The sequence below is a fragment of the Mesorhizobium sp. M1403 genome (assembly GCF_040317695.1).
Lineage (GTDB): Bacteria > Pseudomonadota > Alphaproteobacteria > Rhizobiales > Rhizobiaceae > Mesorhizobium.
The window spans coordinates 253,424-274,166 of the sequence record NZ_JAMYKY010000003.1 but is presented as its reverse complement, the minus strand read 5'-3'; the positions used below and the strand labels follow the sequence as shown (position 1 = coordinate 274,166).

At 63.4% G+C, this 20,743-nt stretch carries 19 protein-coding genes and 1 pseudogene; 13 read left to right on the top strand and 7 right to left on the bottom strand.

Annotation, left to right across the window (positions count from 1 at the left end; genetic code table 11):
• Window positions 1-158: 158 nt before the first annotated feature.
• The 7 genes from NKH01_RS08960 (at window position 159) to NKH01_RS08930 (ending at window position 7,258) form a co-directional block, all read left to right on the top strand.
• Window positions 159-1,802: an MFS transporter gene (locus NKH01_RS08960; protein ID WP_353019965.1), complete on the top strand. Its 1,644-nt coding sequence runs from the start codon at window positions 159-161 to the stop codon at window positions 1,800-1,802.
• Between the two features lie 137 nt (window positions 1,803-1,939).
• Window positions 1,940-2,800 carry an FAD binding domain-containing protein gene (locus NKH01_RS08955; RefSeq protein ID WP_352590625.1) on the top strand — a complete coding sequence of 287 codons (861 nt, stop codon included), beginning with the start codon at window positions 1,940-1,942 and terminating at the stop codon, window positions 2,798-2,800.
• Window positions 2,800-3,276, top strand: a complete 477-nt coding sequence (locus NKH01_RS08950) for a (2Fe-2S)-binding protein (RefSeq protein WP_023720228.1) — start codon at window positions 2,800-2,802, stop codon at window positions 3,274-3,276. The genes NKH01_RS08955 and NKH01_RS08950 overlap by 1 nt, the downstream gene beginning before the upstream one ends.
• Before the next feature lie 2 nt (window positions 3,277-3,278).
• Window positions 3,279-5,543: a xanthine dehydrogenase family protein molybdopterin-binding subunit gene (locus tag NKH01_RS08945; RefSeq protein WP_353019964.1), complete on the top strand. Its 2,265-nt coding sequence runs from the start codon at window positions 3,279-3,281 to the stop codon at window positions 5,541-5,543.
• Window positions 5,543-5,788: a MoaD/ThiS family protein gene (locus NKH01_RS08940; protein WP_352845597.1), complete on the top strand. Its 246-nt coding sequence runs from the start codon at window positions 5,543-5,545 to the stop codon at window positions 5,786-5,788. The genes NKH01_RS08945 and NKH01_RS08940 overlap by 1 nt, the downstream gene beginning before the upstream one ends.
• A gap of 277 nt (window positions 5,789-6,065) precedes the next feature.
• On the top strand, window positions 6,066-6,488 hold the full coding sequence (locus NKH01_RS08935) for a GNAT family acetyltransferase (RefSeq protein WP_353019963.1): 423 nt from the start codon (window positions 6,066-6,068) through the stop codon (window positions 6,486-6,488).
• Window positions 6,489-6,694: 206 nt separating this feature from the next.
• Window positions 6,695-7,258 (top strand): GNAT family N-acetyltransferase, encoded by a 564-nt coding sequence (locus NKH01_RS08930; RefSeq protein ID WP_352815601.1) that lies wholly within the window; start codon window positions 6,695-6,697, stop codon window positions 7,256-7,258.
• 90 nt (window positions 7,259-7,348) lie between these two features.
• Here NKH01_RS08930 and NKH01_RS08925 read toward each other — a convergent pair whose 3' ends face one another.
• Both NKH01_RS08925 and NKH01_RS08920 read right to left on the bottom strand, forming a co-directional pair.
• Window positions 7,349-7,747 (bottom strand): GFA family protein, encoded by a 399-nt coding sequence (locus NKH01_RS08925; protein ID WP_023720218.1) that lies wholly within the window; start codon window positions 7,745-7,747, stop codon window positions 7,349-7,351.
• 225 nt (window positions 7,748-7,972) lie between these two features.
• On the bottom strand, window positions 7,973-8,425 hold the full coding sequence (locus tag NKH01_RS08920; RefSeq protein WP_023720217.1) for an Lrp/AsnC family transcriptional regulator: 453 nt from the start codon (window positions 8,423-8,425) through the stop codon (window positions 7,973-7,975).
• 118 nt (window positions 8,426-8,543) lie between these two features.
• On the opposite strand from NKH01_RS08920, the gene NKH01_RS08915 reads away from it, so the two are divergent.
• Entirely contained in the window at window positions 8,544-9,554 is a 1,011-nt protein-coding gene (locus NKH01_RS08915; RefSeq protein ID WP_353019961.1) for a nucleoside recognition domain-containing protein, read from the top strand.
• A 38-nt stretch (window positions 9,555-9,592) separates the two neighbouring features.
• Here the strand turns inward: NKH01_RS08915 and NKH01_RS08910 are convergent, their stop codons facing one another.
• On the bottom strand, window positions 9,593-10,705 hold the full coding sequence (locus NKH01_RS08910; protein WP_352850975.1) for a TauD/TfdA family dioxygenase: 1,113 nt from the start codon (window positions 10,703-10,705) through the stop codon (window positions 9,593-9,595).
• A 256-nt stretch (window positions 10,706-10,961) separates the two neighbouring features.
• Window positions 10,962-12,743 (bottom strand): chloride channel protein, encoded by a 1,782-nt coding sequence (locus NKH01_RS08905; RefSeq protein ID WP_352494726.1) that lies wholly within the window; start codon window positions 12,741-12,743, stop codon window positions 10,962-10,964.
• Between the two features lie 260 nt (window positions 12,744-13,003).
• Here NKH01_RS08905 and NKH01_RS08900 point away from each other — a divergent pair, with 260 nt between their 5' ends.
• Window positions 13,004-13,288: an SCP2 sterol-binding domain-containing protein gene (locus NKH01_RS08900; RefSeq protein ID WP_023720213.1), complete on the top strand. Its 285-nt coding sequence runs from the start codon at window positions 13,004-13,006 to the stop codon at window positions 13,286-13,288.
• A gap of 51 nt (window positions 13,289-13,339) precedes the next feature.
• On the opposite strand, the gene NKH01_RS08895 is transcribed toward NKH01_RS08900, so the two are convergent.
• Together NKH01_RS08895 and odc2 are read right to left on the bottom strand one after the other, a co-directional pair.
• A complete protein-coding gene (locus NKH01_RS08895) occupies window positions 13,340-13,903 on the bottom strand; it encodes a GNAT family N-acetyltransferase (RefSeq protein WP_352494790.1) in 564 nt (187 codons plus the stop codon).
• 134 nt (window positions 13,904-14,037) lie between these two features.
• Window positions 14,038-15,171 carry an ornithine/lysine decarboxylase gene (gene odc2 / locus NKH01_RS08890; protein ID WP_353019959.1) on the bottom strand — a complete coding sequence of 378 codons (1,134 nt, stop codon included), beginning with the start codon at window positions 15,169-15,171 and terminating at the stop codon, window positions 14,038-14,040.
• A 563-nt stretch (window positions 15,172-15,734) separates the two neighbouring features.
• Here odc2 and NKH01_RS08885 point away from each other — a divergent pair.
• From NKH01_RS08885 to NKH01_RS08870, 4 genes are all read left to right on the top strand, one after another.
• Window positions 15,735-16,934, top strand: a complete 1,200-nt coding sequence (locus NKH01_RS08885) for an amidase (RefSeq protein ID WP_353019958.1) — start codon at window positions 15,735-15,737, stop codon at window positions 16,932-16,934.
• 1 nt (window position 16,935) lies between these two features.
• On the top strand, window positions 16,936-17,835 hold the full coding sequence (locus NKH01_RS08880) for a LysR family transcriptional regulator (protein WP_023720210.1): 900 nt from the start codon (window positions 16,936-16,938) through the stop codon (window positions 17,833-17,835).
• Window positions 17,836-17,921: 86 nt separating this feature from the next.
• Complete coding sequence (locus NKH01_RS08875; RefSeq protein WP_352494723.1) at window positions 17,922-18,590, top strand: DUF1007 family protein; 669 nt, start codon at window positions 17,922-17,924, stop codon at window positions 18,588-18,590.
• Window positions 18,587-19,741, top strand: coding sequence for a nickel/cobalt transporter (locus tag NKH01_RS08870; RefSeq protein WP_353020012.1), 1,155 nt, complete (start codon window positions 18,587-18,589; stop codon window positions 19,739-19,741). Before NKH01_RS08875 ends, NKH01_RS08870 begins: the two co-directional genes overlap by 4 nt.
• A 25-nt stretch (window positions 19,742-19,766) precedes the next feature.
• On the opposite strand, the pseudogene denD reads toward NKH01_RS08870, so the two are convergent.
• A pseudogene (gene denD / locus NKH01_RS08865) lies at window positions 19,767-20,743 on the bottom strand (D-erythronate dehydrogenase).

Sequence of the window (20,743 nt, the reverse complement as noted above, 5' to 3'; positions counted from 1 at the left end):
GCGCGGACGGGCTCCGCGCTCGCTATCTTGTTGTTGGACCATGATCTTTCTCGAGAATGCGTTCGCCCTTTGCGCTGTGATGTTCTATTTTTTGAATCCATGGCTTGAGGGGCCGATTCATCGCAAGAACAAACGCATTTGAGCCCGGGAAAGCATCGATGAACGACGACACACCGGAAAGCGAAAGCGCCTCGGCGCTGGCGCCGTTCCGGCACGGCATCTTCCGGGCGGTGTGGTCCGCCAGCCTCGTCTCCAATTTCGGCGGCCTGATTCAAGGCGTCGGTGCCGCCTGGATGATGACGACGATCGCCACCTCGTCCTACCAGGTCGCATTGGTCCAGGCCTCGACCACCTTGCCGATCATGCTCTTCGCGTTGCTGGCCGGCGCCATCGCCGACAGTTTCAACCGGCGCAAAATCATGCTGATCGCGCAGATGTTCATGCTCGCCGTCTCGGCTCTTCTCACCGTCTTCACCTATCTCGACCTGATGACGCCGTGGACGCTGCTCGCCTTCACCTTCCTGATCGACAGCGGCACCGCGCTCAACAGCCCGTCCTGGCAGGCTTCGGTCGGCGACATGGTGCCTCGTCCCAAGGTGCCGGCGGCGATCGCGCTCAACTCGATGGGCTTCAACCTGACGCGCAGCGTCGGCCCGGCGATCGGCGGCATCATCGTTGCCGCCGCAGGCGCCGCCGCGGCCTTTGCCGTCAACACGCTGAGCTATGTCGGCCTCATCGTCGTGCTGGCCCGCTGGAGGCCGGAACTGCCGGCATCGACCTTGCCGCGCGAGACGCTGGGCGCCGCAATGGCCGCCGGCCTGCGCTACGTCGCGATGTCGCCCAATATCGGCAAGGTGCTGGTCAGGAGCTCGGCCTTCGGCTTCAGCGCCGGCGCGGTCCTGGCACTGCTTCCCCTGGTCGCGCGCGACGTCGTCAAGGGCGACGCCTTGAGCTACGGCATCATGCTCGGCGCCTTCGGCATCGGCGCCGTCGGCGGCGCGCTGACCAGCGTCAGGCTGCGGCAGCTGCTGTCCAGCGAAACCATGGTGCGCATGGCATTCGCCGGTTTCGCGCTCTGCGCCTTCAATGCCGCCGTCAGCGAGAATGCCTGGCAGACCTCACTCGGCTTGCTGGTCGGCGGCGCCTGCTGGGTGACAGCGCTTTCGCACTTCAATGTCACCGTGCAGATGTCGACGCCGCGCTGGGTGGTCGGCCGCGTGCTTTCGGTCTACCAGACCGCAACCTTCGGCGGTATCGCGCTCGGCAGCTGGGTCTGGGGCGTGGTTGCCGACGCCCATGGCGCCGAAGTCGCCCTGATGGCGGCCAGCGTCGCGATGCTGGCGGGAGGCGCCATCGGCCTGCTGCTGCCGCTGCCGCAGCAGGCCGTGCTCAACCTCGATCCGCTCAACCGCTTCCAGGAGCCGCATCTGGCACTTGATCTGAAGCCGCGCAGTGGTCCCATCGCCATCATGATCGAATACGTGATCCGCAACGAGGACGTGCCGGAATTCCTCGCCACCATGGCCGAACGGGGCCGCATCCGCCGGCGTGACGGCGCCCGCAACTGGACATTGGCGCGCGATCTCGAAAATCCCTCGATATGGATCGAGCACTACCACACGCCAACCTGGGTCGAATATATCCGCCACAACAGGCGCGCCACCTACGCCGACGCGGTCATCGGCGAGCGCATAAGGGCCCTGCACAGCGGCAACGAGCCACCCCGCGTCCGCCGCATGATCGAGCGGCCGACGACAGCCGGCACGGCGCTGGTGATGCCGAAGGGACCGATCGAGCATTAGTGGCCGGCGCGGCGTCCAGTTGGACGAGCAAATGAAATTGCTACGCCTGGCCCAATCCGCGAATGTACGAATGGGATGGCCATTGTGGAGAGACGGTTTATATCAGTTGATGTGATTATGACCACTAAGGGGAGACGATGCGTTACATACGTCCGCTTTCAATTGAAGACGCCGCCGGCCTGTTGGCCGGCTCAGCCGGCACGGCCGCCATCCTTGCCGGAGGCAGCGACCTCTTGGTGAGAATGAAAGGCGGCTTTATCGAACCCGACCTGATCGTCGACATCAAGGCGATCGACGGGCTTGGCGAGATCAGGGAAACAGCCGAGGGCTTCAGCATCGGCGCGGCGGTCCCCTGCGCGGTGCTGGGCGAGAGCAAGGCCCTGAAGAACGCATGGCCCGGCGTCGTCGAAGCTGCGAACCTGATCGGCTCGAAGCAGGTGCAGGGACGCTGCACCATCGTCGGCAATCTGTGCAACGCCTCGCCGGCCGCCGACAGCGTGCCGGCGCTGGTAGCCGCTGGCGCCAAGGCGGTGGTCGTCGGCCCGGGAGCCAGGCGCACGATTGCCGTGGAAGCGGTACCGACGGGGCCGGGCAAGACGTCGCTGACCAAGGGCGAGATCATCGAGGCAATCCTGCTCGACAAACGTCTGCCGCGTTCGGGCGATGCCTATCTGCGTTTCATTCCGCGCACGGAGATGGACATCGCCGTGGTAAGCGCCGGCGTGAACCTGATGCTCGATGAGCAAGGTCGCGTCAAATTCGCCCGCCTGGCGCTGGGCGCCGTGGCGCCGACGGTGATTCTGGTCGAGGAGGCCGCCGAGGTTCTCATCGGCTCCAAGCTGGACGAAGCCACGCTGGAAAGGCTCGCCAAGGTCTGCTCGGGGGCCTGTCGTCCGATCGACGACAAGCGAGGCACTATCGAATTCAGACGGAAAGTTGCGGGTGTGCTGGCCAAGCGGGCCGCCACGACCGCCTATGCACGTGCAGGAGGCAAATAATGGCTGGTGTGGCAGTATCAACGACAATCAATGGCGACAATGTCGAGTACCTTTGCCAGCCGGACGAGACGCTGCTCGATGTCCTGCGCGATCGCCTGGGGCTGACGGGCGCCAAGGAAGGCTGCGGCACCGGCGACTGCGGCGCCTGCAGCATTATCCTCGACGACCGGCTGGTGTGCTCGTGCCTGGTGCTCGGCGCGGAGGCTGAAGGGCGGCGCATCGAAACCATCGAGGGCATGGCGCATGGCGACAAGCTGCATCCGCTGCAGCAGAAATTCCTGGAACACGCCGCGCTTCAATGCGGCATCTGCACGCCGGGCTTCCTCATGGCGGCCAAGGACCTGTTGGCCAAGAACCCCGATCCGACCGAGGAGGAGATCCGCTTCGGCCTCGCCGGGAACCTCTGCCGCTGCACCGGCTATGACAAGATCGTGCGTGCCGTTCAGGACGCCGCGAGCGTGATGAAGGGAGCATGACGATGAATTTCGATCCACGTTACTCCGGACGCAATTTCACCTCTGTCGGCACGCGCCCCATCCGTCCCGACGGCGTCGACAAGGTGACGGGCCGCGCACGCTATGGCGCCGACTTCAACATGGCCGGGCAACTGGTCGGGCGCGTTCTCAGAAGCCCCCATGCGCATGCCACGATCAGGAAGATCGACACGTCGAAGGCGGAGAAGCTCGCCGGCGTCAAGGCGGTGATCACCGCGGCCGACCTGCCCGACCTCACCGACGGCGATGCCGCCATGTACGACATCCTCGACAACTGCATGGCGCGCAAGAAAGCGCTCTACGACGGCCATGCTGTGGCCGCGGTCGCTGCGGTCGATGCCCGCACGGCGAGGCAGGCACTGAAGCTGATCGAGGTCGACTACGAGGTGCTGCCGCATGTCACCGACGTCGACGAGGCGATGAAGCACTCCTCACCCGTGCTCAACGACGCCATCTTCACCGAGGGCCTTGAGCAAAAGCCCGTCAAGCCTTCCAACGTCACCAAGCGCACCCAGTACGGCCATGGCGACATCCATGAAGGTTTCGGCCACGCCGATTTCGTCGTCGAACGCTCCTTCAAGACCGAGCAGACGCACCAGGGTTATATCGAGCCGCATGCCTGCGTGGCCAATGTCAGCTCCGACGGCACCGCCGATCTTTGGGTCTGCACGCAAGGGCATTTCGTCTATCGCCAGCACTGCGCCCAGCTGCTTGGCATGGAGGCCTCGAAGCTGCGCGTCACCTCGTCGGAGATCGGCGGCGGTTTCGGCGGCAAGACCCATGTCTGGGCCGAGCCGGTGGCGCTGGCGCTGTCGCGCAAAGCCGGCCGGCCGGTCAAGCTGGTCATGACGCGCGACGAGGTGTTCCGCGCCTCCGGCCCGACTAGCGCCACCTCGATCGACGTCAGGATCGGCGCCCGTAAGGACGGCACGATCACGGCGGCCGAGGCCACGCTGCGCTATTCCTGCGGCCCCTATGCCGGCATGTGGGCTGAGATCGGCGCCATGACCGCCTTTGCCTGCTACAAGCTCGAGAACGTCAGGACGGTCGGCTACGAAGTGCTGGTCAACCGGCCCAAGACGGCGGCCTATCGCGCGCCGTCGGCACCGATGGCGGCGTTTGCGGTGGAAAGCGCGGTCGACGAGCTGGCCAAGGAGATCGGCATGGACCCGGTCGAGTTCCGGATCAGGAACGCGGCGCAGGAAGGCACCAGATCGTCCTACGGCCCGGTATACGGCCCGATCGGCATCGGCCCGACGCTGGAAGCGGCGAAGAGCCATCCGCACATGAAGGCGCCGCTCGGCAAGAACCAGGGCCGCGGCATGGCCTGCGGCTTCTGGTTCAACTTCGGCGGCCAGACCTGCACCGACCTCAACATCGGCATGGACGGTTCGGTCTCGCTTGCCGTCGGAACCGTTGACGTGGGTGGCTCGCGCGCCTCGCTTTCGCTGGTGGCGGCAGAGGAGCTCGGTATCCCCTATGAGCAGGTCAAGGCGGTGGTCGCCGATACCTCCAGCCTCGGCTACAACGATATGACGGACGGCAGCCGCGGCACCTTCTCGTCGTCGATGGCGACGATCTCCGCCGCTCGCAACGCCATCAAGATCCTGCGGGATCGCGCCGCGCAGACGTGGGACATCCCGGTCGACGACGTGGTCTGGGAAAGGGGCCACGCGATCGCTAGGGGCGAGAAGTACGGCAACCTTGCTGCGCTGTCGCTGAAGGAGATCGCGGCCGCGTCGGGCAAGACGGGCGGACCGATCGCCGGCCACAGCGAGCTCGTCGCCGACGGCGCCGGCGTCTCCTTCGCCACCCATATCTGCGATATCGAGGTGGATCCGGAGACCGGCTTCACCAGGGTGCTGCGCTACACCGTCGTTCAGGACGCCGGCAAGGCGGTGCATCCGACCTACGTCGAGGGGCAGTACCAGGGGGGTGCCGCGCAAGGCATCGGCTGGGCGCTCAACGAAGAGTACATCTACGGCAAGGACGGGCGGCTGCAGAACCCTGGCTTCCTGGACTACCGCATCCCGGTCTGCTCGGACCTGCCGATGATCGACACACAGATCCTCGAGATCCCCAACCCTAACCATCCCTACGGGGTGCGCGGCGTCGGCGAGACCTCGATCGTGCCGCCGCTGGCGGCGATCGCCAATGCAGTCTCGAATGCGGTCGGCGTGCGCATGGCGCATATACCGATGTCGCCGCCGCGCATCCTGGCGGCGATCGAGGCGGAACGGGAAGGCTGATGGTTGAAGTAACGCTCTGGGGATCGCTCGGCGCGATCGCCGGAGGCAAGAACAAGGTCGAGATCGAGGCGAAGGATATTCGGGAGCTGTTCAGGAAGCTGGCTGAGCAGTATCCCGGCCTCGAGCCCTACATCGATCGCGGCATCGCCGTCGCTATCGACGGTACGATCTATCGCGACACCTGGTCGAAGGAGCTGCCGGAAGGGGCGGAGATATTCCTGCTGCCGCGTCTTGCCGGGGGATAATTTGAGGTCTACCTCGAGCCGCGCAGCGGCGTCATCGCCATGTGATCGAATATGTCATCCGCAACGAGGACGTGACGACCGCGGCCGCATCCGCCGCCGTGATGGAGCACAGCAGCAATGAGCCACCCCGCGTCTGCCGCATGATCGAGCGTCCGACGACAGCAGGCACCGCGCTAGGCATGCCGAAGCTACGGGCCTACAACGACAACTTCCAAAATCACCCGCTTATTAGGTACTGTCTGGTTCGACCCCCGATTGGCCTATCCGGGTAGACTGAATGGTCTCGATTGTAGAATACACCGACTGCCACTTTGACGGGGTCGAGGCCCTGTGGCGGGACGCATTTCCCAACGATACACCTTGGAACGCAGCCCACATCTCAATTCCCGAGAAGCTGAGGCATCAGCCGAACCTGCTCTTGGTGGCGATAGAGGCCGATCAGGTCGTCGGATCGATCATGGCCGGGTATGACGGCCATCGAGGGTGGATATCGCGAATCGCTACCCTGCAGTCCCATCGCCAAAAAGGGATCGGCGAGGCCCTCATCCACGAAGCGGAAAGGCGGCTCGCCGGCCTTGGTTGCATAAAGATCAACCTCCAAATTGTCGCTTCCAATTCGACGGTTCTTGGGTTCTACCGAAAGTGCGGATACGAGGTCGAGGAGCGCATAAGCATGAGCAAACTGTTATCGAAAGTTTGAGGTGCTCCGCCGATTAACTCCTCGTCGCGGCTCGACGGCTCAGGTCCATTGGAATCTTGCTGCCGATGATTATTGTGGCAGGCGAATCTCTCCGGGAATCGCGTTGCGGGACACGGCCGACAGCCGAAGCCGGGCGAAGTTCAGCCAACCGGTGGGGCACAAAACGCCCTACATATGGTCCAATTGCTGGTGCAGTGAGAACATGCATGCAGATCGCATCCAAGCCACGCGTCCGCCTGGCAAGCCGTCAGGAACTGGATGGAATCGGGTTGCTCATCTCCGACGCCTTCGCATCGTTACGGCCCGTTCTGGCGCCACACATATTCGAGCCCTACGTGGACGATGCGCGGGATGTCGCGGGGCGATGGGCGAAGGCTAGCGTCGCGGTGCTCGAAGCCGAGGGACGGCTCGTCGGGACGGTCACCTACTACGCCGATGCCGCCTTTGACCGCATGGGCTGGCCGCCCGGGCTGGCAGGCCTCAGGACCCTCGCGGTCGCTCCCTCGGCACAGGGCCGCGGATACGGCCGCGCGCTTTGCGAATGGTGCGTCATGCAAGCGCGTCGGCAAGGCTCAGGCGGCCTTGCGCTTCACACTGCCTCGTTCATGCCGTCTGCATGCAAGCTGTACGAGAGCCTTGGCTTCGAGAGACGCCCTGCTCACGACCTTTTCGCATCCGACATTATTGGCTTTGATCCAGCTCTCGGCGATCAGCAGATCATCGCCTACCTGCTGCCGCTCAAGCAGGTCGAGAGCAGCCACGATCGATAATGTTTGACCGCCGTTTGAACGGACGGGGGTATCATCTCGCTTCCGGACGCTGTCCTCAGCTTCCGCCGTTTGTCTCGATGCGAGCAGATCCTAGTCTTTCGTATAGTCAGGCCCAAAACGGGTCGGCAGGTTGTCGGCGAGTTTCAACCAAGGGAGCTTCTCCTCAAAGGCGACATGCAGCGTAGGTGCAAATTTTTCTGGCTCCTCCATCGCTGCCGCAAAAAAATGCATGACATCAGACATGTTCTTTGAGCGGAAGGACAGCGGCGTGCCACAGTGATCGCAAAATGTTCTTTCCACACCGGGAGAAGAGTTGAATACCTTCGGTAGCTTGCTCAGCCATCGCCATTGGCCGTTCAAGACGCCAATATAGGAGGTCATCGGCGCAGAACATTGCCGCCGACAACTTTCACAATGACAGACCACGCAGGCCTGTGCCGGGCCATCGACTTCAAAAGCAATAGCGCCACATAAGCAATGACCACGCATGCAAATTCTCCTTGAGTCAACAAGGACAGCTTCATGCCTGGGCGTGAGGGAGGCGCCATGAAATGCGTCGAGCTGGCGCCCAATTCCGACATTCGGCGCCAGCGATTGTCCTAGCGTGCGCTAGGCGTTCCTTCACTACCGCCTTTGCGGCATATTGAAAGTTCGTAAAGTTTCTTCGCCGGGCCGCTGAATTCACGGCCTAGCAGGTCTATCGCAACCCGAACACTACAGTGGAATTGCGGTCACTTCTTTGGCCGTTCGGATCACGAACATCGTTTGGTATCGCGCGACGTTGCTTCGGTCTCGGAACAGTCGCTCGCATAGCGCATCGAACTCTTCCATATCCGTCAGGCGGAGCATAAGGACGGCGTCGGTTTCGCCGCTCACGCTGTAGGCCTGAGTGACGGCCGGTTCCTGAGCGGCCAACTCGAGAAAGTCCCGCATATACTGCTCGCCATGACGCTCCAGTTCGACGGTGACGATCGCTTTCAAGCCCCGGCCAGCCTTTGCAGGTGCGAGAAGCGCGACAACGCGGCTGATGACGCCGCTTTTCTTCAGTCGTCGTATGCGGCGCAGGCAGCTCGAAGGGGAAAGCCCGACTAACCCCGCCAGTTTGGCGTTCGTTCGTGAGGCATCATCCTGGAGCAGGTTGAGAAGCCTTCTGTCGATCTTGTCCATCTCGGTCGCGCTCATCGTCGGTGTATTGCAATTTTATTGCACGTAATCGCAAACTTTGACCACAAATGCGAAGCGTCTCAGGTTACCCAGATGGCTCCAGGGATGATGGAGCAGCATGATGGCAATTTGCGCCGCCTTCTATCGCAAGACATTGGAAACGCTTGAAATCTATTGGGAGCTGGTTCGCGTGATCGTTCCGGTTGCGATAGCCACGCGGCTCCTGCAGGACCTTCGCGTCATCCAGGCAATTTCTCCGTTCTTCTCCCCGCTCATGTTGCAGGTGGGGTTGCCACCTGAACTCGCCTTTGCCTGGCTGACGGGATTGCTGGTCGGGATCTGGGGCGCGCTTGTGATCGTATTCACCTTGGTTCCGGTTTCGGCGCTCAGCACTGCCGACATGACGGTTCTTTCGGCTCTCTTGCTGTTTGCACATGCCATTCCGATCGAGCAACGGATCATTCAGAGGACCGGGCCGAGCTTCCTGGTCACCGCGGCGCTTCGTATTGGCGGGGGTTTGGTCTTTGCTGTCCTTCTGCATCAGATATTCGCCGTGACCGGATGGCTGTCAGGACCGGTGACGCCGGCGTGGATGCCGGCGAATGAAAGCACCGACTGGGGCGGCTTTCTCCTGGGTACGCTCAAAACCCTGGGCATCATGCTCGTCGTTCTGCTTGCGCTGAGCTGGGTGATCGAGCTTCTCAAGATGTCGGGCATTTTGGAGTGGATGAACAGAGGGCTTGCACCGCTCTTTCGGCTCGCCGGCATCGAAAGGCAGACGGTACCTTTCGCCGCTGTCGGCCTGTTTCTCGGGATTTCCTATGGCGCAGGACTGCTGATCCGCGACGCGCGCACGTCTAGCGCGGAGCCGCGTCAGATATTCCTCGCCTGCGTGTTCATGGGTTTTGCCCATAGCCTCATTGAGGATACGTTGGTCGTCGTCGCTCTTGGCACCGATGTCACGAGCGTGCTTCTCGGTCGCCTGGCGTTTGCCGTGCTCGCGACCGCCGTGATCGCAAAAATAATCAAGGCGGTTCCCGACGCTCTTTTCTTCAAGACACTCTTCCACAAGGAAGAAGGCAGTTCGCGCAATCGGATTTCTGAGCCGGCGATTAGCGGACCGTTGACGTGAGCCGTCCTTACGCAGCAGCCGACATGTGTGTCGCATCACTATCGCGAGAGGACGCGAATCCGGCTCTGGAACTCACCACGATCGACATAGCATCCGCGCAGATGTCGCCGCCCGGTGTTCGGGTTGAACGATTGGCGGCCATGCAACACCCGGCGATTGTCGAAGACCGCCATTTCGCCGGCCTTCAGGCGGTAGGCTATTTGGAAACGCGGCCCGCGGATCATCATCATCAGCTTGCGATAAGCCGCATAAAAGGGCGCGCATAGGTCGGAGGGAAGGTCGATGACATCGACAAGATGGGCGTTGAACCGCAACTCCGTCACTTCCCCGTCGCGTTGCGTTACAATCACAGGAAACCGACCGCGCAGATCGTAGTTTTCATCGTGAAAACGATAGGGGATCTCGATCTCGCACAATAGGCGGTAGGCTTCCGGATCTTCCGCCTGTAGCGCGGCGACGACCGCAAACCCGTCGGCAAAGATCGATCCACCGCCCTCAGCGTCATTGGCGATACAATGCAGGAACTGGTAGCCGGGCGGCACCTCCTGGTTCGCGAGATCGGTGTGTAGCGGCAAGGCGACCGGCGTATAGGCCAGATTGTTCGGGTTCGGCATCGACACGACTTCGAACATCGTGCCGAAATTTGTCTGGCGCAGGAAACCAATCCGCTCGGCCGCACGCCGCCCCGCATCGGGATCATCGTCAAGCCCATCGACGATGGAGAGCCCGTATGCAGCCGTTGCCTTCAGCCAGGCGAGCAGATCGGCATCGCTTTGCAAGATGTCCCCGGCGGCGTGACGCGGCATGGTTTCAAGATTGATTGAGGCGTCCCAGAGTTTCGGAGCGATGTCGGCCGGATCGTCCCGCTTTCTGCCGGGACGGTAGGACTCAAAGAACTGGCTCGGGAATTCCTCCTCAGCCTGGTCGTTCTGCCAGACAATGCCCACAGCGCTGCCCCTGTCCCGCACGCTGATGGGTCTGAGCGAGGGGTCTACGCTGGTCAGGTCGAAAGTTCGTTCTTCGGTCTGCGGGTGAAACGCCGATGGTGCATTGTCCTTTAGCCAAAGCCAGGGGTAGCAGACTGTTTCGCCCGACACGAAAGTCACGGCAAGCGCGGTCTCCCGGGCTTCCACGGAAAGCAGGGTATTCATGATGATGTCTCTCTGAACACAGAATTTGATTTTCAGCTTGGATCAGGCCCGCAGGCCGTCAACCCAACGGTGGTGGCCACCACAAGCTCGGCTTCCCATAGCGATGGGATCCGGGATTTCTGTTCGGTTCTTCGAGCACGCCATCTCCAGGCGGAATCTGGCTCCAGATGAAATCTGGTTCAAAGCCACCGCGATGGTAGCGGTCATTCGCCGGCGGTGTCCAGCTAAATGCAGCGGGATCGCCATCCCCTCTCGGCTACCCCTCGCCCGACAGATCGCGCCGCGCCTTGTCGAGTTCCTCGGCATAGCGGCGCATCAGGTGGCCTTCGGTCAGCAAACCGACCACCTTGCGGTCGGTGAAATCCTCGACCACTGCCAATTCCTCGGCGCCGGCGCGCTGGAAGGTCTCGGCCGCCGACTGCACGTTCATGCTCGGCACCAGCACCGCATCCCTAAATTTGGCGAAGGACAGCACCGGCATCTCGTCATCCGACAAATGGCTGTGCAATTCGGCGACGATCAGCACGCCGACATAGTGCAGTTCGGCATCCACCGCGATGACGCGCTGCGAGGCACCGAGCGGCACCTGCTTGCGGAATGTTGCAAGCGTCGTTGAGGCGTCGATGGTGCGGACATCCTTGCGCATCATCGAGCCGACCGTCAGGCTGCGCATCCAGCCTACATCATGGGCGCTGCGGATGGTTTCGCCGCGCAGGTGAAAGCGCCATGTCGAGAAGGAATAGCCAAACGTTTCTCGCACTAGGATCGCCGCCATGAGCGAGGCGGCCAGCACCACGCCGGTCAGCGTCAGGTCGCGGGTCGATTCCAGCGCCAGGAAGGTCATCGTCAACGGGCCACCGACGACGCCGACGGCGAGCGAGGTCATGCCGACGACGGCGGCGACGGCGGGGTCGATGCCGGTCGCCGGCGAGACGAACGCCATCGCGCCGGCGAACATCTTGCCGAGCAGGGCACCGAGGAACAAAGAGGCAAAGAACAGCCCGCCGCGGAAGCCGGAGCCGAGCGAGATCGCCGACGCCGACAGCTTCAGCACGAAGACGCTGGCCACCACGGCCAGCCCGTAATTCATCGCGAATTCGCGGTGCAGCGCGCCATGGCCGCTGGACAGGACCTGCGGCGTGATCAGCCCCAGCAGCCCGACCATCACGCCGCCGATGGCTGGGCGCAACGAGGCGTCGATCGACAGCCGCGCAAAGATGCGCTCGATCAGGCTCACCAGATGCATGATGGCGATCGAAGCACCGCCACCCAAAAGCCCGAGCAGCATGAACGGCAAATACTGGCTGACGGTGAGCGCCGGCAGACCCGCGAGCTCCAGCGGAAACGGCACGCCGCCGAACATTTCGGCGGTCAGCGAGGCCGAGATCGCGGCGGCCATCACCGGCGCGACATTGGCGACCGAATAGATGCCGATGACCAGCTCGAAACCGTAGAAGGCGCCGGTCAGCGGCGCATCGAAGGCGGCGGCGATCGCGCCGGCCGCACCGCAGCCGACGAGGATGCGGACATCGTTGCGGCGCAGCCTGAACAAGCGCGCCAGCCGCGACGCCAGGCCGGAACCCACCTGCGTGTAGCCGGCCTCGAGCCCGACCGAAGCGCCGAAGCCGCTCGAGATCATCGTCTGCCCGGCGATGATGAAAGTGTCGGTCAGCGACATGCGGCCGCCGTAAAGGGCGTTGGCTTCGATCGGATCGACCGGCGTGCGGAACTTCCGCTTTCTCAGCCAGATCACCGTCAGCCCGAGCAGGATGCCGCCGATCGCCGGTATCAGCGCTTGCTCCGGCCTTTGCAGCGAAAACATCGCCGAAAGCCGACCACCGGGCTGAACGCCGAACATAAGCCCATGCAGGACCTGCACCAGTTCGCTCATGCCGGTGACCAGCGCACCCGCTATCACCCCGACCAAAGCCGCCAGAATGACGACGGCGATGCCGCGCGCCTCGAGCAGCGGGATCGATCGGATCAGCACCGCGCGCAGTCGGCGGGCATAGACTTGCGGTTCGTTTCTGGAAAGCACCGGGGCGGCTCGCCGATATCAAAAGGGGAGTGGTGCCTGATACGCCCGGCGGCTTTGCATGGCAACAATGCCGGCCGCCAAGGTGTCATGCCCGCGTGATGCTGCGGCGATAAAGCCCATCTTCAGCTCGGGGAACCGCGTTGACGTAAACGTCAACCCGAAGCTATATGCGCCGACCGTGGCTGTAAAACCAGGCAAGCGGCTTCGGCCGGGTCGAAGCGCCAAGGCGCGACAAACGCAACCAGACGAGGAGAACCGCCATGAGCGTTCAGGAGATTGCCGACAAGATCAGGTCGCGCGTGGCGAGCGCCGGGTTCGATCGCTCCGTGAAATTCGACACCGGCAGCGACGGCGTCATCGTCATCGACGGCGCCGATGTCTCGACCACCGATGCACCGGCAGATTGCACCATACAGCTGTCGCTCGACGATTTGGACTCGCTGATATCAGGCGATCTCAACCCGACCATGGCCTTCATGTCCGGCAAGATAAAGGTCGAAGGCGACATGAGCGTCGCCATGGCGCTCAGCCAGCTGATCGGCTGATCGCTTAAGGTGAGACAAGCCGCCGCGCGCGACGACGGCGGCTTCGAACCATCAGGCAGCGAGCGACAGCCGCTGCGCCTTCAGCTTGCGCCCGGCCGCCTTCAACGTGCCCTGCGCGCCGTCGAGCGCGCCGACCACCAGTTCCCGCGCCAGCAGGCGGTGCCGCTCGTAAGGCCCCGGCATGGCCAGCGAGCCGGTCTTTGCGGCCGAAAACCCGAAGCGCTCGTAATAGGGTGCGTCGCCGACCAGCAGGATCGCCGCATGGCCAAGCCGCTCGGCCTCAGTCACTGCATGGCGCATCAGCGCCGAGCCGATGCCGGCATTTTTCAGCGCCGGGTCGACCGCAAGCGGGCCGAGCAGCAGCGCTGCCTTGCCGCCCTCGCCCAGCACCACGTCCCACAGCCGCACGGTGCCGGCAACAGCGCCCGACGCATCGCGCGCGACAAAGGCAAGGCCCTCCGAAGGCCGGCGGCCGCGCCGCAGCTTTTCCGACGACTTCTTCCGGCGCTTCGGCCCCATGGCGCGATCGAGCAAAGCCTCGCGCGCACCAATATCGGCAGCGGTTTCGGCAGTGATGACAAAAGCGCCGGCATTCTCCCCCCTCGAGGGGGACATCCCCGCGGCGCCTTCAACAATGAAATCCAAAACGTCCATTTCCGCGATCCTTCACGAGCGGATTGTTCCACAGGCGAGCCCGGGCGGGCGACAGGCGCCCACCTCGGGATGATCTGATCGGTTCTTTCGAACCGTCAGATCAGGTAGGATCGGAGAGGCTCGAAGCCGTTGAAGGCAACCGACGCGTAGGTCGTCGTGTAGGCGCCGGTGCCCTCGATCAGCACCTCGTCGCCAATGGTCAGCGACAAGGGCAGCGGATACGGCGTCTTTTCGTACATCACGTCGGCCGAATCGCAGGTCGGGCCGGCGAGCACGCAAGGCGCGGTCTCGCTGCCGTCATGCGCGGTGACGATCGGGTAGCGGATCGCCTCGTCCATCGTCTCGGCGAGACCGCCGAACTTGCCGATGTCGAGGAACACCCAGCGCACATTGTCGTTGTCGGCCTTCTTCGAGATCAGCACGACCTCCGACTTGATGACGCCGGCATTGCCGACCATGCCGCGGCCCGGCTCGATGATCGTCTCGGGGATCGCGTTGCCGAAGTGCTTCCTGAGCGCCGAGAAGATCGCCTGGCCATAGGCCTGCGCCACCGGCACATCCCTGAGATAGCGGGTCGGGAAGCCGCCGCCCATATTGACCATCTTCAGCACGATGCCTTCGTCGGCGAGCGTCGCGAACACCTTCTTGGCGTCGCCCAGCGCGCGGTCCCAGGCGGTCAGGTCGGTCTGCTGCGAGCCGACATGGAACGACACACCATAAGCATCGAGGCCGAGCGCCCTGGCATGGCGCAGCACGTCGACCGCCATCGCCGGCACACAGCCGAACTTGCGCGACAGCGGCCATTCGGCGCCCTCGCCGTCGGTCAGGACGCGGCAGAACACGCGAGCGCCGGGAGCGACACGGGCGATCTTCTCGACCTCCTCGACGCAGTCCACCGCAAACAGCTTAATGCCGAGCTGGTAGGCGCGCTGGATGTCGCGCTCCTTCTTGATGGTGTTGCCGAAGGAGATGCGGTCCGCCGGCGCACCGGCGTCCATCGCCATCTCGACTTCGGCAACGGAAGCGGTGTCGAAGGACGAGCCCATCGCAGCAAGCAGGCGCAGGATTTCCGGCGCCGGGTTTGCTTTCACCGCATAGTAGATCTTGGAATCGGGAAGCGCCTTCTCGAAGGCGCGGAAATTGTCGCGCACCACATCGAGGTCGACGACGAGGCACGGGCCGTTCGGACGTCGGGTAGCGAGGAAATCAAGGATGCGCTGGGTAGCCATCGGGGTCTCTCCATCAGCGCCTTTCGGCGCGCACAAAGGCTTGCGGACGCGGGCTCTCGGCCTCGCGAACACGCGGTGGACAAAGGCGGGACGGAAATCCATGGAACCAGCCGGTGGAGACCCCGGAACCATGAAGCGCCGTCTCGCGGCGGTGAACCTTGGCCTTGCCCGGCCTCGGTTCGCTTTGTCTGCCTTGGCTTGGATGGGAGACCCGTCCGCACTGCCGGCAATGAAGGTGTGCCTCTTCAGTAACCCCGGTCTTTGGACGACCGGCAGAACACCAGAAAGGCCCGCACCGTCGTTGCTTCAAGGTGTCCTCGGTTGGCGGTTGGCCGCTAAACCGACTGGAGGGGTTGGCTCCAGTTACCTTACCGATATCCCTCACCATTCGAGGATCGGCGGACACCCACAGGCACGTGCGACTTTGGGCAAGCGCGATATAAGAGCGAAAGATTTCACAATCAATAAAAATCGTATGGCAGGTTGTAAAATTTGTGGCATCGAACAATGCTGCGGCAACCAGAAGAACAATGCTGCGGCAAGCACATCCGGATATCGAACGCATGACAGGCACTCGCGGCCCGCTGAACGCTTTTCTCGACCTTGATCAAGCCCCTGTTACCAATGCGCAATCCGGCCCGCTTGTCGGCTTGCGGCTGGCCGTCAAGGATATCTTCGACGTCGCCGGCTACCGCACCGGCTGCGGCAATCCGCAGAAATACCGGGAAGCTTCACCGGCCACGGCGACCGCGCCGGCCGTCCAGGCGCTGCTTGATTCGGGCGCACGCTTCGTCGGCAAGACGCAGACCGACGAACTCGCCTTTTCCCTGCTGGGGCTGAACGCGCATTTCCCGTCGCCGGTCAATCCGGCGGCACCCGATCGCGTCACCGGCGGCTCGTCCTCCGGTTCTGCCGCGGCTGTCGCCGGCGGGCTTGCCGACATCGCCACCGGCTCCGACACCGGCGGCTCGATCCGTGCGCCGGCAAGCTTCTGCGGCCTGGTCGGCCTCAGGACGACGCATGGCCGCATCCCGCTCGACGGCACCATGCCGCTGGCGCCTTCGCTGGACACGGTCGGCTGGTTCGCCAGGGATATCGTCGCCTACGAAAAGGTCGGCACGGTGCTGCTCGGCGACGATCCGCATCGCCACGAACTGGTAAGCCCTCTTGCCCTCGACGCGCTGGACAGCCTGGTGCTCGGCCCGCTGGAGGCCGAGGAATATCGCGCCATGGTCCGCGGTGTCGCTACGGTGCTGGGAGCGCCGCGCAGCGTTGGCCCGCTGTCGCATTCAATCGACGATCTTTATTGGTGCTTCCGTAAGCTGCAGGGCTATGAAGCCTGGCAAAGCCACGGCGCCTGGATCGCCGGCGGCGACCGCATGCTCGGCCCCGGCGTCAGGGAGCGCTTCGAGCATGGCGCGACCATCAGCGCGACAACCGCGCAGCACGAAACGGAACGTCGCGTTTCGTTTCGCCTCGAACTTGCCGGCCTGCTTGGCGACGACGGCGTTCTTGTGCTTCCGACCGCTCCGGGTGCCGCGCCGCTCAAGGCCGCGACATTCGACGATTTGCAGACCTATCGCGAGCGCGCGCTGAGACTGCTATGCCTTTCCGGCCTGTCCGGTTTTCCGCAAATCACGCTGCCGCTCGGCAGGGCCGAAGGCGCGCCGTTCGGACTTTCGCTGCTCGGTCCGAAGAACAGCGACCGGCAGCTGATTGCGCTGGCCGCCCGCATCCTTTCAGCCCGCCAAGGAGGCGCATGACATGGATACGCTGACCCGCATGCGTGCCTTCATCGACGTGGTCGAGGCCGAAGGCTTTTCGGCGGCGGCGCGCAAGATCGGCCGCTCCAAGGCGCTGTTGTCGAAATACGTGCGCGAGCTCGAGGACGAGCTCGGCGCGCTGCTGCTCAACCGGACCACCAGGCAGTTCTCCCTGACCGAGGCCGGCCACACCTATTACCGGCGCGCCTCGGAGATCGTGCGCGAGGTCGACAGCCTTGCCGATGCGGTGCGCGAATCCTCCGGCGACGTGCGCGGCAGGATCAAGCTGTCGGCGCCGCGTACTTTCGCCGACGCGCCGATCGGCCAATCGCTGATCGACTTCGCCAAGCAGCATCCCGACATCGTCCTCGACATTCATCTCGACGATCGCTTCGTCGATCTGGTCGAGGAGGGCTTCGATCTGGCGGTGCGCATTTCGCGGCTGGAGAATTCCTCGCTGATCGCCAGGCGCCTGGCGCCATTTTCGGTACGGCTTTGCGCGTCTCCCGAACTGATCGCCAAGCACGGCATGCCGGTCAGGGCGCAAGACCTTGCCCGCGTGCCTTGCATCATCGACACCAATGGCCGCTGGCTCACCAACTGGCCGTTCAAGGGCGACAGCGGCGATACCGTGAGCGTCTCGGTTTCCGGCCCGATCGAGGTCAACAGCCCGATGGCGGCAAGGGCCGCTGCCGTGGCTGGATTGGGATTTTCCATCCTGCCAGATTTCATCGCCGCGCCCGACATCGAAAGCGGCAAGCTGGTGACTGCGCTGGATGACCGCATCCTGCCCGGCGGCGGCATCTTCGCCGTCTATCCGCACCGGCGCTATCTGCCTGCAAAAGTTCGCGTATTCGTCGACTTCCTGGTGCAGTGGTTCAAGGCGCTGGACACCGCATGAGCTTTCAGCCGGCTTGCGGTCCCATTTTCGCCCCCTTTCTGGTAACTGTCGGCAATTCACCGAAGCCGATTGAATCGCGACCGAGAATGCACCTGAAACAGCAAGCCATCATGCTGGCTTCGGCCTTGACCGCGACTATTGCCGCCGTCGGACCGGCCGAGGTGCATCCCCACGTCTTCGCCGAGGCCCGGCTCGAAGTGGTCCTCGGCCCGGATCACCAAACTGTGAAGGCATTGCGCCATGTCTGGCGCTTCGACGATTTGTTTTCGAGCACGGTGATGATGGAATTCGACAAGAATTCCGACCTGAAGCTCGACGACAAGGAGCTGAAGGATGTTGCCGACACCGTCCATGCCTCGCTTGCCGAATTCAACTACTTCCAGCTCGTCACCGTCGACGGCAAGGACGTGGCAATGACCCCGCCGCCGCAGCTGATGGCCAATTTCGACAACGACCAGTTGATCATCCTGTTCGAATCTGAACCGAAGGCGCCGATCAAGCTCAGCGGCAAGATCGACATCGGGGTGTACGACCCGACCTTCTACACCGCGATCGATTTCACCGAGGATGCCCATCTGCAGGTCGATGGCCTGCCGCCGACCTGCACCAGCAAGGTTGTCCGCCCGAATCCGGATGAGGCGATCGCCCAGAACCAGAAGACCCTGACCGACGCGTTCTTCAACGATCCGACGGGCACCGACATGAGCAAGATCTTTGCCACCAAGCTTGAACTGACCTGTCAGCCGGAAGGATAGATCCAGTGACGAAACCGTCCCTGCGTTTGGCAGTCGGTCTTCTGGCCGCCGCCTTTGTGATGACGCACTTTCTCGGCTCCGCCCACGCCCAGAGCTCGCTCGGCATCGGCACCAATGACGGCATGGCTCCAACCGCCACCGGCCCGTTCGCCCACATCCTGATGTGGATCAATCTGCGCCAGCAGGAATTCTATCATGCGCTTGCCGGCGCGATGAAGGCGATGCGCCAGGACGGCAGCAAGATGTGGCTGCTCATCGGCCTGTCCTTTGCCTATGGCATTTTCCACGCTGCCGGCCCCGGTCACGGCAAGGCGGTGATCTCATCCTACATGGTGGCCAATGAAGTGGCGCTCCGGCGCGGCATCATGCTGTCCTTCGTCTCGGCCCTGCTGCAGGCGCTGACCGCGATCGTGGTGATGCTGCTCGCCTATTTCGTGCTGCGCGGCACCGCGATATCGATGACCGACGCCGCATGGTTCCTCGAAATCATGAGCTATGTCTTCGTCACCCTGTTCGGCGCCTGGCTGCTGTGGCGCAAGGCTGGCCCGGCCATCCTGCGCCTGTTCGGCGCAAATCCCGGCTACAGCCTCTCGGCTGCCCATGCCGGCCATTCACATGCCGGCCATTCACATTCCGCGCATGCCCATGCGGCACATTCCCACGCGCTTCATGCGCATGACGATCACGACCATGCGCATGACCATCATGACCACGGCGCACACGACCACGCCCATGCTGCGCACGATCACCACAGCCATGCGGCGGGGGAGGTCTGCGAGACCTGCGGGCACTTGCATGCGCCCGACCCGGCGCTGCTTTCCGGCGATCGCTTCGACTGGCGCACGGCTTGGTCGGCGGTGGCTGCCGTCGGTATCCGCCCCTGTTCCGGCGCGCTGATCGTGCTGAGCTTCGCCTTGCTAAATGGGCTGTGGTTCGGCGGTATCCTGTCGGTGCTGGCCATGGCGTTAGGCACCGCAATCACCGTCTCGGCTCTGGCGACGCTTGCGGTCACCGCGAAGAACTGGGCGGTGTATTTCGCCGGCGACGGCCGCATGGGCAACCGCATCCATTCCTTCGTCGAAATCGGCGGTGCCGCCTTCGTCTTCCTGTTCGGTCTGCTGCTGCTATCGGCCAGCCTGACTGGCGCCTGACCTCGTTGCGCCCGATCGGGGTGCTTTAACTAGGGATCCTGCCGCCCAACTCGTCCTCGATATGGACGCGTATGATCTCGTCGAAGCTCGTTTCGGCAGCGAAGCCAAGCTCCCTCGAGCGCCGCGCCTCGAAGCGTGTCGGCCAACCCTTCACGATCGCCCAGATCGTCTCGTCGGGCTCCTCGCGGATCAGTTTGACCGCCTTGGCGCCGGCAACACGTTCCAGCGCTTCGATCTGTTCGCCGACACTGACGGCGACGCCCGGCATCGTCAGGTTGCGGCGCGGCCCGACTGCAGCGCCGTCAATTCCAGCCGCATGGATCAAAAAATTCACCGCCGAACGCGGGCTGGCGTGTGTGTGGACGACCGAGCGCGGCACCGGCAGGATGGCTTCATGGCCGCTCAGCGGCTCGCGGATGATGCCGGAGAAGAAACCCGAGGCCGCCTTGTTCGGCTTTCCCGGCCTGACGCAGATGGTCGGCAGCCTGATGCCGATGCCGTCGAAGAAGCCACGCCTGGTATAGTCGGCAAGCAGCGCCTCGCCCATCAGCTTCTGCGTGCCGTAAGGGTCAGCGGCGTCGGGTGGAACTCGTCCGGAATGATTTCGGGAAACGGCGCGCCGAACACGGCGATCGATGAGGTGAAGACGAGGCGCGGCGCAAATGCCGCCAGCCGGACGGCATCGAATAGCGCCCTTGTGCCATCGAGATTGACGCGGTAGCCGAGATCGAAATTGGCCTCCGCTTCACCCGACACCACGCCGGCGAGATGGAAGATCACGTCGGGCCGCGGCGCGACCAGATTTGTCGTCGCGCCCGGCGCGGCAAGGTCGCCGGTGTGGACGCTGATGCTGACGCCTTCGAGGGCGGGCGCCTGCGGTGGCACGATGTCGTGAAGGTCGAGCGCGGCGATCTTGCGGCCGCCGAGTGTCCCGTCCTTGGCCAGCCGGGCAATGAGCTTGCGGCCGACCATGCCTGCCGCGCCGGTAATCAGAATGCGCAT

What these genes read in the sequence shown, in the direction of transcription:
- NKH01_RS08930 (WP_352815601.1), top strand. Translation starts at nt 6,695, where the DNA reads ATGCAGATCGCATCCAAGCCACGCGTCCGCCTGGCAAGCCGTCAGGAA.
- NKH01_RS08915 (WP_353019961.1), top strand. Translation starts at nt 8,544, where the DNA reads ATGGCAATTTGCGCCGCCTTCTATCGCAAGACATTGGAAACGCTTGAA.
- NKH01_RS08935 (WP_353019963.1), top strand. Translation starts at nt 6,066, where the DNA reads ATGGTCTCGATTGTAGAATACACCGACTGCCACTTTGACGGGGTCGAG.
- NKH01_RS08950 (WP_023720228.1), top strand. Translation starts at nt 2,800, where the DNA reads ATGGCTGGTGTGGCAGTATCAACGACAATCAATGGCGACAATGTCGAG.
- NKH01_RS08960 (WP_353019965.1), top strand. Translation starts at nt 159, where the DNA reads ATGAACGACGACACACCGGAAAGCGAAAGCGCCTCGGCGCTGGCGCCG.
- NKH01_RS08920 (WP_023720217.1), bottom strand. Translation starts at nt 8,425, where the DNA reads ATGGACAAGATCGACAGAAGGCTTCTCAACCTGCTCCAGGATGATGCC.
- NKH01_RS08910 (WP_352850975.1), bottom strand. Translation starts at nt 10,705, where the DNA reads ATGAATACCCTGCTTTCCGTGGAAGCCCGGGAGACCGCGCTTGCCGTG.
- NKH01_RS08895 (WP_352494790.1), bottom strand. Translation starts at nt 13,903, where the DNA reads ATGTCCCCCTCGAGGGGGGAGAATGCCGGCGCTTTTGTCATCACTGCC.
- NKH01_RS08900 (WP_023720213.1), top strand. Translation starts at nt 13,004, where the DNA reads ATGAGCGTTCAGGAGATTGCCGACAAGATCAGGTCGCGCGTGGCGAGC.
- NKH01_RS08885 (WP_353019958.1), top strand. Translation starts at nt 15,735, where the DNA reads ATGACAGGCACTCGCGGCCCGCTGAACGCTTTTCTCGACCTTGATCAA.
- NKH01_RS08955 (WP_352590625.1), top strand. Translation starts at nt 1,940, where the DNA reads ATGCGTTACATACGTCCGCTTTCAATTGAAGACGCCGCCGGCCTGTTG.
- NKH01_RS08940 (WP_352845597.1), top strand. Translation starts at nt 5,543, where the DNA reads ATGGTTGAAGTAACGCTCTGGGGATCGCTCGGCGCGATCGCCGGAGGC.
- NKH01_RS08880 (WP_023720210.1), top strand. Translation starts at nt 16,936, where the DNA reads ATGGATACGCTGACCCGCATGCGTGCCTTCATCGACGTGGTCGAGGCC.
- odc2 (WP_353019959.1), bottom strand. Translation starts at nt 15,171, where the DNA reads ATGGCTACCCAGCGCATCCTTGATTTCCTCGCTACCCGACGTCCGAAC.
- NKH01_RS08875 (WP_352494723.1), top strand. Translation starts at nt 17,922, where the DNA reads ATGCACCTGAAACAGCAAGCCATCATGCTGGCTTCGGCCTTGACCGCG.
- NKH01_RS08945 (WP_353019964.1), top strand. Translation starts at nt 3,279, where the DNA reads ATGAATTTCGATCCACGTTACTCCGGACGCAATTTCACCTCTGTCGGC.
- NKH01_RS08925 (WP_023720218.1), bottom strand. Translation starts at nt 7,747, where the DNA reads ATGCGTGGTCATTGCTTATGTGGCGCTATTGCTTTTGAAGTCGATGGC.